Genomic DNA, 17,147 nt, shown 5'->3' with positions numbered 1-17,147 from the left:
GGTACGCCACAAAGACATCGTGTCACGGTAGGGGAATCCATGCGTCGCACAAAAACGGCACGATCAGGTCGATAAGCGGGTTGGTATGGGATATGGGTCACTGCCAGCCGCCTGCCAAGGATCCCGCCGCGTGACGGCAGCCGTGCGCGCCGGGTGCTGTCCGACAGCGCCGTTAGCGTCGGCTGAATGGATCACAACAACGATCAGTCGCACCGCCTGCGGATCACCGCCAAGGGGCCACAGGCCACCATCGAGATCGACGGCAAGCCGGTGGACCCGCGCGCCATCAAGGCGTACTCGGTCACCCATCTCGCGGGCGAACGGCCGGAGGTCCTGCTGCACGTCGCAGACCGCGGCGACACTCAGTGGTCCGGCATGGCCCGCGTCGCGGTCGCGGACCTCCCCGACCCAGGCCCCGCCGCGGCCGTGTTCCTTGAGGCGATCGATCCGGAGGCGCTGGAGCGCGCGGCGCTGGCCCGCCCAGATCTCGGGGCCGAGCCGAACTCGCTGACGAAGGCGATGCTCACCCAGCTCGGGGAGTGGGCCCGTGGCCTTTGACGTGGACGGTGCGCGCCGCGTTGTCGACCGCATCATGGATGACCAGCTGGAGGTATGGCGGGACAGCGCGGGCCGTACGGACGATGTGCTGGACGAGACCACGGGCAGGCTGGTGCAGCCCGCGCCGGATGAGGAGCTGGTCTGGGACGGGCTCGGCGCGGTGATGCCGATCAGCCGTCCCGCCATCACACAGCCGGTCGGGGGATCGGTCGCCGTCGAACCGCCGACCACCGACTACCAGGCCGTGCTGCCGGTCGGCGCTCCGGCGCTGCGTCGCGACGACGTGATCCGCGTTGCCGGATCCATCCGCCCCGAGGGCCCACGCGATCCGCAACTGGTCGGCCGCCGCTTCCGCGTCTCCGACGAAGCCGTGGGCACCTACAGCGTGGTGCGCATCGTCCGAGTCCAGGTGATCGACTGATGGCCGCAGCCAACCCGCACCCCAACGCCCACCCGGACGCCACTGCCTTCCGCGACCCGATCGCGCTGGCCGCCGCGCTGGCCCGGATGGGCCCGGCGACCCGCGCCCGCACCCGGACGATCACCCGGCACCACGCCATGCTGCTGCGGGTCCGCATCCAGCGGAACGCGAGCGGCAGGCCCGGCCCGAACGTGATCACCGGGCAGTACCGTGCATCGTGGGACGTACGGATGCGCACCGGTGGCGGCGAGGTCACCGCCGAGGTGTTCTCCGACGCACCGCAGGCCAGGCGGCTGGAGTACGGATTCGTGGGCGTGGACTCGATCGGACGGCACTACCGGCAGCCGCCGTTCCCGCACGTCGAGCCCGCGTTCCGGCAGACCGAATCGGCGTTCATCCAGGCCCTGGCGGACGGAGTCCTGCCGTGACCGCCCGGCTTCCCGTCACTCGGGCACTCGCTGCGCTGGTCGAGCACGCCACCGGCCGCCCATGCGGAACCGGTGAACTCCCGCGCGTGCAAGGGAAATCCGGCTGGGAACCCGCCGCCGCCCCGTACACGATCCTCGACTCGCTGCCCGCCGAGTTCAGCGGTCCACCCCTGTGGGACTGGCACGCGGACGCGGCCTGGTCCTACCAGGTCACCTCGGTCGGGGAACGGGGCGATCAGGTGGAGTGGCTGGCCGACCGCGTGCGCGCCGGCGTCGTCGGACGAAGCGACGGCCACTGGGCCCATGGCCTGTACATTCCTCAATTCCGTGTCATAGATAGGGAGTTGACCTACGACGCCGGAGGAGACCCCTCCGTGTCGGCGGCAGGCGCTATCGTGTCCTACGTGCAGCGGTTCACGATCACCGTGACCTCTGCGTGAAGAAACGTTTCTTCTGATCCTCACCGCGGAGGCCCGCGCGGACGCTAAGCCCCACCAGGCCAGGCGAACCCCCTTTGATCATCAAGGGGCAGGGCCTCGGCACGGGACGCTGCCCCAGAAGTGGGAGCGGACCTGTGTCCACGAGCACGAAGAAGACCACCCAGACCCGATTTCTGCGGCGCGGCATCTCCAAGATCCTCTGGGCGCCCGACCTGAACGACCCGAAGTACCCCAGTCGCCGGGAGATCACCAACGCCTTCGGCCTGACCGATGCCGTCTCGGACATCGAGGGTTGGGCCCTGGAGAACGACCCGATCGAGACCCCCGACATGGGCTCGACCTTCAACTCCTCGATCCCGGGCAACGACAAGGCGGAGAACTCCAGCCTGACGTTCTACGAGGACCGATTCTCCGACGCGATCGAGCAGCAGCTCCCCAAGGGCGCGAAGGGCTATGTGGTCCTCCTGCGCAAGGGCGACCTCCCGGGCAGCCGCAGCGTGGACGTGTTCCCCGTCCAGGTCGCCACCCGCGCCGCGACGTACAGCACCGGCAACGAGGCCGCGAAGTTCAAGGTCGACTTCACGATCACCGACGAGCCGTCGCTCGACCGCCCGGTGCCGAAGGCGCAGCCCCGCCCGCTGCCGGACGAGGACTGCGACGACGATCACGGACACCACGACCACGAGGGTGATCACGTCGATGTGACGGTGGTCAGTACCACCAAGACCAAGACCGAGGCGACGGTCCGCGAGCACGACACCGACGAGGGCTGATCGTGTCGCGCCCCGTACAGGCCAAGCGGCCGTCCCCCTCCACCACACCGGTGGAGGGGGCCTGGTCGGCCAAGATGGATCGCCTCCGCCGCCGAGCCCGGCCGCAGAACCGCCTGCGAGTCTGCGACGACAACGAGCTGCGCCAGCGGTACGACGAGGCCGAACAGGCGGCCCGCCGCGCCCGGTTCCTCGCGGAAGCCAGCCCGGGTGACGAGCTGGCCGCGCGCCAGGCCGTCGACGCCGACACAGCGTGCGGCCAGGCCCTTTCGGCGCTGGATGCCGCCTCGGAGTTCCTGACCTTCCGCGCACTGCCGCGCCCGGTGCTGGAGGAGCTGATCTCCGAGCACCCGCCCACCGAACAGCAGGTGGAGGAAGGGGCGATCTTCAACGCCGACACCTTCCCTGCCGCTCTGATCTCGGCAGCATCCGTGGACGGCATGAGCCGCGAGGAGGCCGAGGAGCTGCTGAACGGCTGGTCGGCGCCGGACGCAAACGCGCTGTGGGACGCGGCCTGGCAGATCCAGCAGGAGAGCCGGGTCGAGCTGGGAAAAGGCTGAGCCGTGACGCCGGCCTGCGCGCGGAGCTGGAGCTGTGCGAGCGGTTCCAGATCCCGCACTCGCAGTTCCTCGGCGGCGACGGCCGCTGGTCCGACCTAGACCGCGCGAAGGCCCTGGCCTGGTCGGAGTGGCAGCGGGCGGTGTGCCCGGAGTGCAGCACCCGGCTGGAGGAGTGGGACCGCACCCGTGGTGGTGACCCCCACGCCTACGTCACCGACACCCTGCGCTGCCCCGGCTGCGAGCTGATCGAGCAGGAACGCGACCACGTCCCGCAGGACCGGTCCGGCTACGGCGTGAAGATCCAGCTCCTCCCGCGCGAGCAGTACGAACAGCGCCCCTGATCCACCCCCGCACCACGTAAGGAGGCCGCCGCGGTGGCCGGGTTCACCCTCACGGTCGCGATGCGCGCCGAGGTCCGCGACCTGATCGCGGGAACCCGTGCTGCCTCCGCACAGATGCGGACCCTGGGGGACCGCACCGACGCCGCGAACCGATCCCTGGCCCGATTGGATGCCAACGGGGCCCGCCTCGCTTCGCAGTTCGCCGCGCTGAATCGTTCCGCCCGCGGTGCCGTCGGTGAGCTGAACCGGATCACCGCCCGCGCCGGGGCCGCCCGTGCGGCGCTGCGCTCGGCGGGGGACGACGGCGCACGGTCCATGTCCCGGCTCCAGCGGGCGACCGCCGGTGCCGGACGGCGCGGCATGTCCGCCACCAACATGCTCGCCGGTGGCGGCCTGCTGCTGGGCGCGGGCGAGATGATCCAGGAAGGCAACCGCTACCAGAAGCAGATGAATCTGTTCCGGGCGGTCACCTCGGCCACCGCCTCACAGATGAAGCGCGCCTCAGTCGTGGCGCAGGAACTCGGCAACGACCTGTCGCTGCCCGGTTCGACGGCGGCTGACGCCGCCGAGGGCATGGTCGAGCTGAGCAAGGCCGGTTTCAGGGCGGACCAGTCCATCGACGCTGTCCGGGCTTCGCTCCAGCTCGCCTCGGCGGCCGACGTCAACGCCGCCACGTCGGCCAAGTACCTGGGCGACATCATGGACCAGTACGGTCTCGGCGCCGACCAGGCGGCACGCGCCTCGGACACCCTGGCTGCCACGGCCAACAACGCCTCGGGCTCGATCACTGACATCTACTATTCGATGCGGTACGCCGGGCCCGTCGCCAACGCCCTCGGTGTCTCGCTCCAGGACACCGCCGCCGCAGTCGGCATGCTCGGCAAGAGCGGCATCCTTGGGCATACCGCCGGAACGAGCCTGCGCGGGATCTTCGCGAACCTCGCGGCGCCGACCCCCCAAATGCAGGGCGCCCTCAAGGACTTGGGCATCGACGCCTGGGACGCCGAGGGAAAATTCCGCGGGCTCCGGGTTGTCATCGACGGTCTCTCCAAGGCCGAACACAACCTGTCCCAGAAAGACTTCACCGCCGGAGTCACCAGGGCGTTCGGCAAGCCCGCGCTCAGCGGCGCGGCAGCACTCGCCCACCAGGGAACCGAGTCCTTCGACGCGCTGTCGGTGGCGGTGCGCCAGACCGGTGCTGCCGCGACCATCACTGCCTCGCGCGGTCAGGGCCTGACCGGCGCGATGACGCAACTGCGCACCCAGGCACGGCAGACCGGTCTCGCGCTGTACGAGGGCATGGCACCTGGTCTGGAATGGGTGACGCGCCTGCTGACGCGCGGCATGGCCGGTGCGACGCCGTACCTGACCACGGCGCTTGAGTACGGGCGCAACCTCGCCGTGCTGTACGGGCCCGAGCTGAAGGCCAAGACGAGCGCAGGGCTCGGCGGGCTCATCGATGAGGCCCAGGCGCTGATCGGCCCGCTGAAGGAGCTGGGCGAACACACGCTGGCCACCGGCTTGAACCTGCTTATCAACGCGGGCCGCACGCTCGGCGACGTCCTGCGCAACGCTGCCGACGGCGCGGAGCCGATCCTGAAGGCCATCTCCGGAATCGGACAGGACGGCGGGGCCGCGGCCGGCACGCTCGACATCATCGCGACCGTCGCCAACCTGGCGATGGACGCGGTCTCGGGGCTGTCCGCCGTGTTGGTCCCCATCGGCCATGTCGTCGGTGGTCTCGTCAGCGCCTTCGGTGCGCTGCCCGCCCCCATTCAGTCGGCGGCCCTGGCGATGTTGCTGTTCCGCCGTGCGCAGCCGGGCCTGACCAACCTCGCCAATACCGTCACCGGCCCCGTGCGTAGCGGCTTCGCCAGCTTCAACCAGCAGATGCGGGTTCAGCAGAGCCTGGCGGCGAGCGCGGGCGTTTCGTTGTCCCGGTACGGGGCGGCGTGGGCGGCGGTGCAGGCTCGCGTCGGCTTCCTCGGCAACATGACCGCCGCGTTCCGCAGCGCGAACGGCGCGGGGGTGACGTTCATGGGGACGATGAACGGAGTGTCCCGCGCCGCCGGTTCGGGCCTGCGCTCGGCCATGTCTGGTATCTCCGGTGCGCTGGGCGGTCCCTTCGGTATCGCGATGGCCGGAGTCTCGGTTGGTCTGGGGCTCCTCGCGGCCCGCCAGCAGCGCGCGGCGCAGGCAGCCGCTGAGCATCAGTCCCGGATCTCCTCTCTGACCTCCGCGCTGCGGGAGTCGGGCGGCCAGATCAACGGCAACGTACGCGGGCAGGCAGCTCAGGTCCTGCTCGACACCAAGGTCAGCCAGGGCCAGCTGACCAAGGTGATGGAAGACGCGGGAGTGTCGGTGTCCTCCCTGACCGACGCCTACCTGGGGCAGGGCACGTCCCTGGACGCGCTGCAGAAGAAGCTCCAGGCCACAGCCGACGAGAACAAGGAGTACGTCGACAAGGCCGGCGGGAAGGTGAGCACCCTCGAATACACCGACGTCGGGCAGCAGTACAAGGACGCCGCCGACGCCCTGGGCAGCGTCAAGGGCGAGATGTCCGAGTCCATCAAGAACGCGAAGGAGCTGGCCAAGGCCACCAAGGGCGCGGGCGACGGCACCTCGGCGTACGACCGTCTCAAGGGCGCGGTCGGCGGGCTCGCCGACGAGACCGCCGACGCCGACACCCGCACCCGCTCCCTCAAGAGCGCCCTCGACCTGCTGTCGGGCGGACAGATCTCCCTCCAGGCCGCGAAGGCCAAGGTGAACAGCGCCGTCCTCGACCTGAAGGAGGGCGGCAAGAACGTCAACCGGGACCAGGGCTACGGCGGCCAGCAGCTCGTCAACGAGGACAAGACCCTCAACACGACCACGCGCAACGGCCAGCAGCTCTACACCCAGCTCACCTCCCTGTCCGACGCGGCGGCCGACGCTTCCGTCGCCACCTTCGACCTGGCCAAGCGCAACGGTGAAACCCTGCCCGCCGCGCTCTCCAAGGCCCGCGGGGAGATGAGCCGGGCACGAGCAGAGGCGATCCGGGCGGCCCGCGGCTACGGACTGACCAAGGCTCAGGCCGAGGCCGTTGCCGACAGCCTCGGCCTGCTGCCTTCCAAGGTCAGCCTCCTGCTCCAGACCAAGGGCATGGACTCCACCCTGGCCAACCTGATCGCCGTGCAGGCCGAGTTCCACCGGCTGCCGAAGGCGAAGACGATCAAGGTCGACTCGCTCAGCGACGGCGCACAGAAGAAGCTCCGCTCGCTGGGCTTCACGGTCAAGACGGTGCCAGGCACCCGGCAGATCAAGATCACCGCGCCGACCGCTGGAGCGAAGAAGAACCTGGACATCCTGATCGACACGCTTGGCCGGACCCCGAGCAGCAAGAACGTGAAGGTGTCCGCAGCGACCGCCGCGGCGATCAAGAGCATGGAAGCCGTCCAGGCGAAGATCCGAGCCACGCCGGGCGCGAAGTCCGTCGTCGTACGGGCACCGACGGCCGAGGCCCGCAAGCAGCTGGAGGCGCTGGGGTTCCGGATCGAGAAGGTACCCGGATCGAAGAACGTCAAGGTCAGCGTGCCCACGGGCGGACCGCGCAAGGCGGCGGACTCTATCCAGCAGCGCATCGATGCCCTGCGCGGCAAGGAAGTCACGGTCACCACCCGGCACGTCTCGATCTTCAGCCAGCTCGCCGAGCAGAACACCAACATCGCGGACGCTATCCGGCGCCAGGCCGACGCACAGGCCCGTGCCGCCAAGAAGCATGCCGACGGTGCTGTTGTCGACTACTTCGCGGACGGCGGTGTCACCGGCGGACCGCGCCGGGAGCATCACGTCGCGCAGATCGCACCGGCCGGGAGCTACCGCATATGGGGTGAGCGGGAGACCGGCGGGGAGGCTTATGTGCCTATGGCCGCTGCCAAGCGCGAGCGGAGCAAGGCGATCGTGGAGACCGTGGTCGACCGGTTCGGCGGCCAGGTCGAGTGGTACGCCAACGGCGGCGTCCGGGGAGCCCGCGGCCGCGACTACAGCCCGATGCTCGCTGGCTCCTTCAAGCAGGCCCGCAGCGTCGCGGCCATGGCGGGCGTCGTGCGCTCCTTCGACCTTCGCACCGGCAGCGACCGTGCCCGCACCCGCGTGGTCGACGCCCGCGCCGGCGGACGCGTCCAGGTCGTCGTGGTGCGCGAGCAGCAGCCGCTGATCGGCTCGATGCCGGTCACCGTCACCGACAGCGGAGCCACCCCCGAGCAGATCGGCACCGAAATGATGCGCACCCTGCGCAACGCGCAGCGAGGCGGGAGAGTTTGAGATGAGCACAGCCAAGAAGCAGAACCCGCCGAAGCTGGCCCCGTGGCAGTACGAGATCGGCGGCGTCGTCCTGGGCACCGGCAGCTACGTCCCGATCGGCGACATCGAAGGGCTCGGCTCGCCCGCGACACGGCCGCAGGACGCCGACAACCCGAACGGCGAGGGCTCCTCCCCGGGCAGGGACTTCTACGGTCCGCGTCCCCTGCGCTTCGAGGCGGGCATCAAGACGCCCGGCGATCCGGTGAAGGCCGCCGACATCCTCGCCCGCCTGGAACGGGCACTGGACACCCCCGACGCGCGCACAAGCCCGGACGGCCGTCACGTTCTGCGCGGCCGGTGGCCGGGACACTCAACGCGCCGTCTCTACGGGCGACTTCGCCGCATGGAGGCGACCAGCACCGCCAACGCGGTGCACGGGTGGATCCCCCTGGACATCGAGTTCGTGGGCCTGGACAACCCCCGCTGGTACGACGACGACCTGTCGAAGCTGACGCTCGGCCTCGACCAGGCCGCCCGCACCGCCGACGAGGACCGCACCGTCGACGAGGCGATGGGCCGCCCCGCCCCATGCCGCCGCCCGGCCGACCCCAACCATCGCCCGGCCGACGACCGCCCCGGATGGGTCACCAACCGCGGTGACGTGCCCACGTATCCGAGCCTGCGCGTGCACGGCCCGGTCGCAAGCCCGCGGATCTGGAACACCGCCACCGGCCGGCTACTCGAACTCGACCTGTCCCTGCGCGACGGCGAGTGGGTGGAGATCGAGACCCGGCCCAGCACCTGCTGGGCGCTGCGCAACGGCACCGTCAACGTGGCCAACGCCCTGTCGAACACCTCGCGCCTCGACCTGTTCACCCTCCCGCCCGGACGCTCCGAGATCGCGTGGAGCGCGACCGACCTGTCCGGCACCGCGCGCCTCGAGGTGGCGTGGCGGTCGGCGTACACCACCCTGTGAACGGAGAGCATTCGTGACGCTGCAACCCCCGATGATGGTGCGCGGGGCCGACCACTCTGCCCGCGCGATGCGCTTGATGATCCGCGACCTCGCCCGAGGCCGGCAGGGCGTCGCGGAGAGCGAGGACCTGAAGGTCCGGCCGCTGGAGACTCCCGGCCCCGGCATCCGCGTCAGCGACGGCTCCGCCCTGATCCACGGCGCCCGACCGTGGCAGGGGGCCTATACCCAGAGCAACATCGGTGACGCCCGGGTCGATGTCCAGCCGACCAGCGCCTTCGCGCGCACCGACCTGATCGTCCTGCGGATCGAGGATCCCGAGTGGGAGGGGGAACGCGACCCGCGCACGCAGGAGATCGGCTACTTCCACGTCGTCAAGGGCGTGGCCCACGACGCCGCGACCGTGCCCGAGGGCATGACCGGCATCGCGCTGGCCCGGATCACTCAGCCGCGCAACACCGCGGCGATCACCGCAGACATGATCACCGACCTGCGGCGGATCGCGAACCCGCGCACCGAACGCACGTTGCGCACCGTGCACCCGACCAAGACGGAGGAGGTGCCCGGCAAGCACGGCAAGTGGGCGGGCTGGCCCAAGGAGGCCGCCTGGGACCTTGATGTACCGGCCTGGGCGACCACGGCCACTGTCGTCATCACCCTGTCCGGGCTGCGCGCCGAGGCGGGCTCCGTGTACGCCGAGCTACGCACCCGCCTCGGGGAACGCGCAGCCGAGCCGACCGTCGTGGACGACGACGGAACAACGACCCGCCGCTCCAGCGTCACCCTGGCCGACACGCTCGCCGTGCCGCCCGCCTACCGGGGGACCCGCCAGCACCTGGCCGTCGAGATCAACCAGCAAGACAAGTACGGAGACGGCAAGTTGACCGTGGCCAAGGGAACCACGGTCACGCTCGACGTCGCGTTCACGGAAGGGCCTGCGTGACGATGGCCGACTACCGCTACATCGTCGTGCGGGCCTCAACCGGCGACGTCCTGCACTGGAACCTGCCGCTGAGCGAAGTCGAGTACGGCCCGGAGATATCCGGGCCCGGCTCGCTGAAGGCCACCTTGCCGACCACGTTCCGGCGCTCGCTCAGCGACACGCTGGACGCTGGCGACGCGGTGCTCCTGGTCGAGCGCAACGCGCGCCTCGACTGGGGCGGGCTGCTGTGGCGCGCCGAGCCCGAGGGCAGCACCCTGCCCGTCGAAGCCTCCGGGTTCACCAGCTACCTGCACAAACGCTTCGACCTGCACGGCAACCTCGACGGCCGCGGCCCGTACATAGAGGCCGACCCCTGCCAGGTCATCCGCGACGTCTGGGCCTACGCCCAGGCCCAGCCGGACGGCGACCTCGGCGTGAGCGTGGACGACACCAAATCCAAGGCGAAGGCTGGCACCGCGAAGGACCCGTACACCACCACGAAGACCGACCCGCGCAACCTGGGCGAGATGGTGGACGAGATGGCCGAGATCGATGACGGCCTGGAGTGGTCGGAGACCGTGGCGTGGCGCGGGCGCCGCGCCGAGCGGCGCATCATCCTCGGGGCGCCCCGTCTCGGGCGACGCCGGGACGACCTGACATTCACCACCGGCGCGAACATCGTTGACCCCCCGCACGTCATCAAGGACGCCGATTCCTACGCCCAGTGGGTCATCGGCCTCGGCGCGGGTGAGGGCAAGAAGCGCAAGGTTGTCGTGAACGGCGAGCGCAACGGCCGCCTGCGCTTGGAACACCGGCTGGAGACCAGCGAGAAGGACGAGGCGAAGCTGAAGCAGCGGACCCGCCGTGAGCGGCTGGCTCGCCAGGTCCTGTCCTCGCTGACCGAGCTGGAGATCATCGACCACCCCGCCGCCCCGCTCCACGCGCTGCGTGTCGGGGACGACGTGCGGATCCGCCTGTTCGAGCCACACACCGAGTACGACGGCTGGTGCCGGATCGTCGGCTGGACCGTGCGGCCCGGCGAGGGCGAGACGGCCGAGCGCGTGACGCTGAAACTGGAACGCACCAACAAGCCCGAGGACGAAACGGGCGAGGAAGGAGACGAGTAATGCCGGACACGATCCCCGACCTCGGCCGCCGGCTGGCCCGGCTGGAGAAGCGGGTCACCACTCTGGAGCGTGCACGCCGCGCCCCGTACCCGGAGTGGCGCGACCTCCCGCTGACGGGCGACACGAACGTTCCGGACGAGGAGCAGCCGCCGCAGTTCCGGGCCAACCCCTGGGAGACGACGGAGTTCAGCGGCCGTATCGGGCTCACCGGCGGACGGGCCGTCGACGAGCAGCTGATTGCGCTGCTGCCCGAGGGTTACTGGCCCCAATCGCCACGCACCGTCGATGTTGCCTCCGACGCGGCACGGCGCACCCTCCAGCTCGACATCGATCCGAAGGGCATGGTGAGGCTGCGCGTTCAGGGCGGCGGCAGCGTCCGCGCGACCTGGATCAGCCTCGACAGCACGTCGGTCCGCACCGACGGCGATGACGCCTGAACGGCTCTGCGCCCGGCCCCGCCGGTAGCATGACGCCTGGGTGACCCTCCACCCGCTTCGCACTCCCGAGGGACCGGACCGCAACGGCGGCCACGGCCAACTGCCATCCGGCGCAGGGGAGATAGGGCGAAGCGCGTGTCTACACCGCTGAGCGCGGACAGGTTCCTGTCTGCGCTGAAGGGCGCCGGGCTTGGCGTGGTCGAGCACGGAAAGTGGCGCACCCACAATCGCAACACCCACGGCAACTGGGGCCCCGTGAACGGGGTCATGATCCATCACACCGGGCCGTACTCGTCAGAGTCCGACATGGTCGAGCTCTGCCGCGTCGGTTATCAGGACCTCCCCGGGCCTCTGTGTCACGGAGTGATCGACCGCTCCGGAACGATTCACCTGGTCGGCTACGGCCGGACCAACCACGCCGGCATGGGCGACACAGACGTCCTGCTCGCCGTCATCGCGGAGAAGAACAAGCTCCCGCGCGACAACGAGGAAGACACCGACGGTAACCGGCACTTCTACGGCTTCGAGTGCATCAACACCGGGGGCCAGTCCTGGCCGTCGGCGCAGCTGGACGCGATGGCGCGGGCTGCCGCCGCGGTGTGCCGTGCGCATGGGTGGAACGAGCACAGCGTCATCGGTCACAAGGAATGGAAGCCGTCCAAGCCGGACCCCGGCGGCATCGACATGGACGACTTCCGCGCCCGGGTTGCCCGGCACCTCAAGGGAGGCGACAAGCCGAAGCCGGACCCGAAGCCGAAGCCGGACCCAAAGCCCAAGCCGGACCCGAAGCCGAAGCCCAAGCCGACACCGAAGTACGCGGCCTACCCGGGGGCCCAGTTCTTCCGGGACGGCCGCTCCTCGCCGGTGATCGCCGAGATGGCCAAGCGCCTGATCGCTGAGGGCTGCGACTCCTACGACACGACGCCCGGACAGGTCTGGAACGACGCACACCGCCGTTCGTACGCCGCCTACCAGATCAAGCGCGGGCACCACGGCGCCGATGCTGACGGCATCCCTGGCCCTCAGACCTGGGCGGACCTGCGCGTCCCGCACCAGGCTGCCGGCGCCGCCGAACCCACCCCGACCACCCCGAACCAGGAGCACGACCCGATGCCGCAGGCCCTTGCTGACGTTGCCGAGCGCACCCTCGCCACCTACGTCCAGTCGCTGCTGGGCCTGATGGCCGCCTCCAGTACGACGGACATGGTGTCCCTGTCGGCGTGGCAGGCCGCCGCGGTCTCCGCGATACCCGCCGCGCTCGCCGCCCTGAAGTCCACACTCGGCACCGCGCTGGGCAGGCCCGGAACGGCGTCTTGGCTGCCGGTGAAGCGCGATCCGGCCACCCCCAAGTACTGACCAGCTCGTGACCAGAGGAGAGGAGGAAGCCGTGCCCGAGGGGCAAGTCGCGCTCGCGCTCGCCGAGCTCCGATCGGCGCTGGAGGTCGGATTGGCGCGCATCGACGGCCAGTTGGCGCTGCTCGTCCAGCGCAGCGACCAGGCGGACAAGGCACTGGAGGAGCTGGAGGAGCGGGTGAGCACGCTGGAGAAGACGCGTTGGCCGCTGCCGACCGTCGCCGTCCTGGCCAGCATCACCGCGGTGGCGCTCACAGTGGTCAGCCTGGCTCGCGGATGAGACGAACCCCCCAGCCGTCAGGAGGTGTTGTCCGACAGTGTGCATAGCGTGCGGGCGCACTGTTTTCCTGCGGCCTGGGGGTCTCGATGGATACGACATATCTGCTCGTCACCGATCTGGAGGTGGATACCGCGCTCGCGGATCAGGCGGTACCGGCCGCCGTCCGCGCGGTGTGGCAACTGCTGCGCGAGTCCGAAGTCCGGCTGGACGAGGTCCTGGCGCTCGATGTGCCGGATGCCGAGTTGGATGATCGCCTGGTGGTCATCCGTGAGTCCAAGGAGGGCGGCGTCTTCGAGGCGGGTGTCACTGCGTCGGCGGCAGGGCTGTTGCGTGAGCTGATCGGGACGCGCACCAGCGGGCCCCTGTTCATGCTGGACGGGCGGCGGCTGAGCCGGGAACGCGTGGGGGCTGCCTTCCGTGCGGCGACGGGCGGGGGCAGCGTGCACGCCCTTCGGTTCACACGCCAGCTGAAGGAGCGGGACATGGTCAGGCCCGGCACTCCTGCCGATGACGGACACGAAGAGAAGTCCGCCTAGCGGCGCGCAAACGCACACGGCCCCCGCCGAAGCGGGGGCCGTTTGGTCCTCTTGGAGAAAGACCGCCGCCACCATAGCAGCGACCGCCGCGTAGGCAGGCACGCCGTTGCGGCTACGCTGCCCACTGCATTCAGGACGGACAGCGGAGGACGGGGATGAGTCGGCGTAAGCCGTATCTGGTCGGGCACCAGGAGTTCGCCGCGCTGTATCGCGTCGATCCCATGATGATCTCGCAGTGGCTGGCGGCGAGCCGCCGCATTCTGGACCCGTCGACCGCGCTCGTTGTTAGCGGGGTGCGCTACTGGCCGCTGGGCTTCGCCGCCCGGTTCGGGACGACCACCAAGCGGTTCCGGCAGGTCGATTTCGACGCCAAGGCCCGGATCATCGCCGAACAGGGGCAGGGCTGGGAGGCGGATCTGGGCGACGAGCTGCCTGCGATCGTGGGCCAGCAGGAGATCATCGAGATGTTCCACCTGCCCTCGCAGGGAACTCTCGCCACGACGATCGCGACGGGGCGGTTCCCGGCGAGCGACTGGCTGCTGTCCGGTTCGATGCTCTGGATGCTGGACACCGTTCTCGAGGCTGTGCCGGCTCTGCGTGAGAGCGCGCGGAGTCTGCCGTGGGACGTGGATGAGGGGGTCGTCGCCGCTCTGCGGGAGGGCACGTACGACGGGCCCGGCAGCCAGGTCTTCACCCGAGGCCGTCACGCACGAAAGGCCCCCTGACCTGCGCAAACCTGTACTTTGCCCCGAATTGCTATTAAGATATAGGTAATCCCCTTCACGGGGCGGCAATCCACCAAGGAGGCAGCAGTGCAGTTCCTGTCCGCGCCGGGCGACGGCGACGTCGCCGTCATGGAGCCCAGTGAGACTCTGATCGTCGAGAGCGCCCTGTTGCTCTACGTCCTCAAGAATCCCGATTCCAACATCGCCGTCCGAGTCCTCCGGGATGTCTCACAGGTCAATGAGGCGCGTGAGGCGCGCATGGAGGATGAGGCCGAGCAGGCTTCCGCCTGACCTGAGTCGGGACTGAAGTCGCCCCTGATCGCGGTGGGGTTGATCATCTGACCTCCAGCCTCCAAGATAGGTGACATTCTTAAATTCCGTCATCGGGGGTGGGTATGGCAGACGTCCAGGAGCAGATTCCGGGCCTGGTCTTCCACACCGTGCGGCAGCCCGAGGGCACCGCGCCGTCGATCCAGGCCCAGTTCGAGTCGTTCCACCAGCTCAACCCCTGGGTGCTCCGTGCCCTGGAAGCCCTGACCGCCGACTACTTGAAGCACGGCGCGAGCCGCGTCGGCATCGGGATGCTCTTCGAGGTCCTGCGCTGGCGCTATGTCACGGCGACCGAGGGCGACGAGTTCCGCCTCAACAACAACTTCCGCAGCCGGTACGTCCGGCTGCTCATCGAGCGCCACCCCGACTGGGCGGGCGCATTCGAGGTCCGCAGCTTGCGGACCGACTGACCTCTTGGAGAGATCGTGACCGACGAACAACCTGCTGTGCCCGCGGCCGTTGAGGGCACGGTGGTCGAAAAGGCCCCGACGGCCAGCCCGGTCATCCGGCCGAGTGCCATCGTCCTGCGCGCCGACCAGGAAGAGTTCGACCACAAACAGCTCTCGACGCTCGCCCTGGTCAGCCCCGGCTTGGCCAACGCCCCACGCGGGCACTTGGCGATGTTCTTCCACTACTGCGTGCGGACCGGCCTCGATCCGTTCGCGCGGCAGATCTACATGATCGGCCGCACCAACTGGAAGGCCGCCGACAACCCCGACGAGCCCGAGAAGACCTGGACCATCCAGACCGGCATCGACGGCTTCCGCACCGTCGGCCACCGGGCGGCAGCGAAGGCCGGGGAGTCCATCTCCTACGAGGACACCGTCTACTACGACTCCGAGGGCAACGCCCACGAGGTCTGGCTGTCGAAGGCGTATCCGGCCGCGGTCAAGGTCACCGTCCTGCGCGGCAGCAGCCGGTTCCCCATGATCGCCCGCTGGGACGAGTTCGCCCCGACGTACTACGACCGCAAGTCGGGCTCCTACGTCGTGGCGAAGATGTGGCAGCAGATGCCCGCTCACATGCTCCGCAAATGTGCCGAGGCCGGCGCGCTGCGCATGGCCGCGCCGCAGGACCTGTCCGGCGTGTATGCGGATGAGGAGATGGAGCGGGCGGACGCCGAAGCAGTCGTCCGCGAAGGCGAAGAGGCGACCCGACGTCTGCGGGAGGCCGCCGGGCTCGAAGCCGGACAGGGCTCCAGCGTCGACGCGAACGGCGAGCCCGCCGACGCCGCCGCGACCACGGCCGACAAGGACGCGGACAAGCCCGAGCCGAAGAAGCGGGCGCGGTCTGCGAAGAAGGCGGCTCCTGTCCCTGCGGTCGATGCGGAGGCTGAGCAGGACGCGGCCCCGCCCAGGCGCAAGCCCCGCAAGCAGGCCCAGCCCCGCCGCGCTGCCTCCTGACCCCAGTCGTCCCCGGGTGCCGCCTGCCGGCGGCGGGCGGCACCCTCGATCCTCTTGGAGACCATCGTGACCACCCTGGCCATCGCGCCCGAGCGGCCCGTCAGCCTGTGGCCCGCTGCACACGCGGCGGACGCACGCCGTCCCCGCTCCCAGCAGACCAAGCTCGGCGCCAGCGATACCGTGTGCGCACGCCGTGCCGGATACCTCTTGCACGGCCGCACCCCGACCGACGGCGGCGAGAAGCGCAAGGCGATCCTGGGTACCTGGCTGCACGCCGGGATCCTCGACGCCGCCCGCGAGGAGTACGGCTGGCTCATCGAACGCCGCGTCGAGGACCAGACCGTCCGGGGCCACATCGACGCCGTCCAGCTTGACGCCACGACCGCGTCCCGGCTCCCGAAGCGGCTGCGCCCCACGCTCCCCGCCGCGCAGACGACGGTTGAGGACGTGAAAACGAAGAGCACCTACCAATGGGACAGCGTCCTGCGGTACGGGGCGAGCGAGGCCGAGCTGCGGCAGGTGTACCTGTACGCCGACCTTCTCGGCAGCGAGGGGTTCGCCAGCGTCAACGGGCAGCGCCAGCTCGCCCGTCTGGGGCCGGTGCCGGTCGCCCGAATCCGCTTCCGGTTCGTCAACCGGGACAACGGCGACGACCACGTTCAGGAGATCGCCTACGAGGCCGAGCGTGCCCGGCGCGCCCGCTGGTGGGTCCAGCAGGTGCGCGCAGCCTCCACACCGGAGGAGCTGCCGCGCACATTCCAGGGCCCAGGAATCTCAGCGATCTGCGATCACTGCCCGTTCCGCACCGCGTGCTGGGGCCCGCTCGTCGCCGGGCGCTCCCCGCAGAGCCAGCTCATCCACGACGACGAGGACCGCGCCAAGGCGCTGGCCGAGTACGTCGAGGTTTCCGAGCAGATGAAGCCGCTCAAGGACCGTCAGAAGCTCCTGCGCGCCAAGCTCGATGGCTCCGAGCCCGGCGTCTACGGCGACAACGCCCTGAAGTGGAGCGGCGGCAATCCGACAAAGACCGATGACGTCGAGGCGATGGTCGCGCTGTATCGCCGCGCGGGACTTGAGGTGCCGATGGTGCCGGACGCATCGGTCATGAAGGCGACGCTCAAGGAAGTAGGCATCCCGGTGCCCACGCGCCTCGACCACGACCGGCGGACCGCGGTCAGCATCAACGTCACCGCCAGCAAGAAGCCCTGATCGCGCCACCTGGCGGGGGCAGGGCCGACGTGCGCCCCGCCCTCGCCCCAGCG

The 17,147-nt window shown here is 69.8% G+C and carries 19 protein-coding genes and 1 pseudogene; all 20 read left to right on the top strand.

The window, feature by feature from the left end:
- The first annotated feature begins 186 nt into the window (after nt 1-186).
- The 20 genes and pseudogenes from ACZ562_RS12810 (at nt 187) to ACZ562_RS12715 (ending at nt 17,094) form a co-directional block, all read left to right on the top strand.
- The gene (locus ACZ562_RS12810; RefSeq protein ID WP_471177184.1) at nt 187-558 is read left to right on the top strand and encodes a hypothetical protein; all 372 of its coding nucleotides are present in this window, start codon (nt 187-189) and stop codon (nt 556-558) included.
- Nucleotides 548-979 carry a DUF6093 family protein gene (locus tag ACZ562_RS12805; RefSeq protein ID WP_280886949.1) on the top strand — a complete coding sequence of 144 codons (432 nt, stop codon included), beginning with the start codon at nt 548-550 and terminating at the stop codon, nt 977-979. Before ACZ562_RS12810 ends, ACZ562_RS12805 begins: the two co-directional genes overlap by 11 nt.
- Nucleotides 979-1,407: an HK97 gp10 family phage protein gene (locus ACZ562_RS12800; RefSeq protein WP_471177181.1), complete on the top strand. Its 429-nt coding sequence runs from the start codon at nt 979-981 to the stop codon at nt 1,405-1,407. The genes ACZ562_RS12805 and ACZ562_RS12800 overlap by 1 nt, the downstream gene beginning before the upstream one ends.
- A complete protein-coding gene (locus ACZ562_RS12795; protein ID WP_471177178.1) occupies nt 1,404-1,847 on the top strand; it encodes a hypothetical protein in 444 nt (147 codons plus the stop codon). The genes ACZ562_RS12800 and ACZ562_RS12795 overlap by 4 nt, the downstream gene beginning before the upstream one ends.
- 134 nt (nt 1,848-1,981) lie before the next feature.
- The gene (locus ACZ562_RS12790) at nt 1,982-2,620 is read left to right on the top strand and encodes a phage tail tube protein (protein WP_471177175.1); all 639 of its coding nucleotides are present in this window, start codon (nt 1,982-1,984) and stop codon (nt 2,618-2,620) included.
- Nucleotides 2,621-2,622: 2 nt separating this feature from the next.
- Nucleotides 2,623-3,177: a hypothetical protein gene (locus ACZ562_RS12785; RefSeq protein ID WP_471177172.1), complete on the top strand. Its 555-nt coding sequence runs from the start codon at nt 2,623-2,625 to the stop codon at nt 3,175-3,177.
- Nucleotides 3,120-3,518, top strand: a complete 399-nt coding sequence (locus tag ACZ562_RS12780) for a hypothetical protein (RefSeq protein ID WP_360822697.1) — start codon at nt 3,120-3,122, stop codon at nt 3,516-3,518. The genes ACZ562_RS12785 and ACZ562_RS12780 overlap by 58 nt, the downstream gene beginning before the upstream one ends.
- Nucleotides 3,519-3,551: 33 nt before the next feature.
- Complete coding sequence (locus ACZ562_RS12775; RefSeq protein ID WP_471177169.1) at nt 3,552-7,820, top strand: phage tail tape measure protein; 4,269 nt, start codon at nt 3,552-3,554, stop codon at nt 7,818-7,820.
- Nucleotide 7,821: 1 nt separating this feature from the next.
- Nucleotides 7,822-8,775, top strand: a complete 954-nt coding sequence (locus ACZ562_RS12770; RefSeq protein ID WP_471177166.1) for a phage distal tail protein — start codon at nt 7,822-7,824, stop codon at nt 8,773-8,775.
- A gap of 13 nt (nt 8,776-8,788) precedes the next feature.
- Entirely contained in the window at nt 8,789-9,715 is a 927-nt protein-coding gene (locus tag ACZ562_RS12765; protein WP_471177163.1) for a hypothetical protein, read from the top strand.
- Entirely contained in the window at nt 9,712-10,821 is a 1,110-nt protein-coding gene (locus tag ACZ562_RS12760; protein ID WP_471177160.1) for a hypothetical protein, read from the top strand. The genes ACZ562_RS12765 and ACZ562_RS12760 overlap by 4 nt, the downstream gene beginning before the upstream one ends.
- Nucleotides 10,821-11,258 (top strand): hypothetical protein, encoded by a 438-nt coding sequence (locus ACZ562_RS12755; RefSeq protein ID WP_471177157.1) that lies wholly within the window; start codon nt 10,821-10,823, stop codon nt 11,256-11,258. The genes ACZ562_RS12760 and ACZ562_RS12755 overlap by 1 nt, the downstream gene beginning before the upstream one ends.
- 135 nt (nt 11,259-11,393) lie before the next feature.
- Nucleotides 11,394-12,314: pseudogene (locus ACZ562_RS12750) on the top strand (peptidoglycan-binding protein); the annotation flags it as partial.
- Nucleotides 12,315-12,645: 331 nt separating this feature from the next.
- Complete coding sequence (locus ACZ562_RS12745) at nt 12,646-12,891, top strand: hypothetical protein (RefSeq protein WP_471177155.1); 246 nt, start codon at nt 12,646-12,648, stop codon at nt 12,889-12,891.
- A gap of 86 nt (nt 12,892-12,977) precedes the next feature.
- Nucleotides 12,978-13,427: a hypothetical protein gene (locus ACZ562_RS12740; protein WP_471177152.1), complete on the top strand. Its 450-nt coding sequence runs from the start codon at nt 12,978-12,980 to the stop codon at nt 13,425-13,427.
- A 155-nt stretch (nt 13,428-13,582) separates the two neighbouring features.
- Nucleotides 13,583-14,152: a hypothetical protein gene (locus tag ACZ562_RS12735; RefSeq protein ID WP_471177150.1), complete on the top strand. Its 570-nt coding sequence runs from the start codon at nt 13,583-13,585 to the stop codon at nt 14,150-14,152.
- 87 nt (nt 14,153-14,239) lie between these two features.
- Nucleotides 14,240-14,443: a hypothetical protein gene (locus ACZ562_RS12730; RefSeq protein WP_471177148.1), complete on the top strand. Its 204-nt coding sequence runs from the start codon at nt 14,240-14,242 to the stop codon at nt 14,441-14,443.
- 104 nt (nt 14,444-14,547) lie between these two features.
- Nucleotides 14,548-14,892, top strand: coding sequence for a hypothetical protein (locus tag ACZ562_RS12725; RefSeq protein ID WP_471177146.1), 345 nt, complete (start codon nt 14,548-14,550; stop codon nt 14,890-14,892).
- A gap of 15 nt (nt 14,893-14,907) precedes the next feature.
- Nucleotides 14,908-15,885 carry a phage recombination protein Bet gene (gene bet / locus ACZ562_RS12720; protein WP_471177143.1) on the top strand — a complete coding sequence of 326 codons (978 nt, stop codon included), beginning with the start codon at nt 14,908-14,910 and terminating at the stop codon, nt 15,883-15,885.
- Nucleotides 15,886-15,939: 54 nt separating this feature from the next.
- Nucleotides 15,940-17,094, top strand: a complete 1,155-nt coding sequence (locus ACZ562_RS12715; RefSeq protein WP_471177140.1) for a PD-(D/E)XK nuclease family protein — start codon at nt 15,940-15,942, stop codon at nt 17,092-17,094.
- Nucleotides 17,095-17,147 lie beyond the last annotated feature (53 nt).

Source organism: Streptomyces sp. NPDC040410, assembly GCF_055595715.1.
Note: the sequence above shows the minus strand (reverse complement) of the source record. Positions and strands in the feature narration are given on the sequence as shown.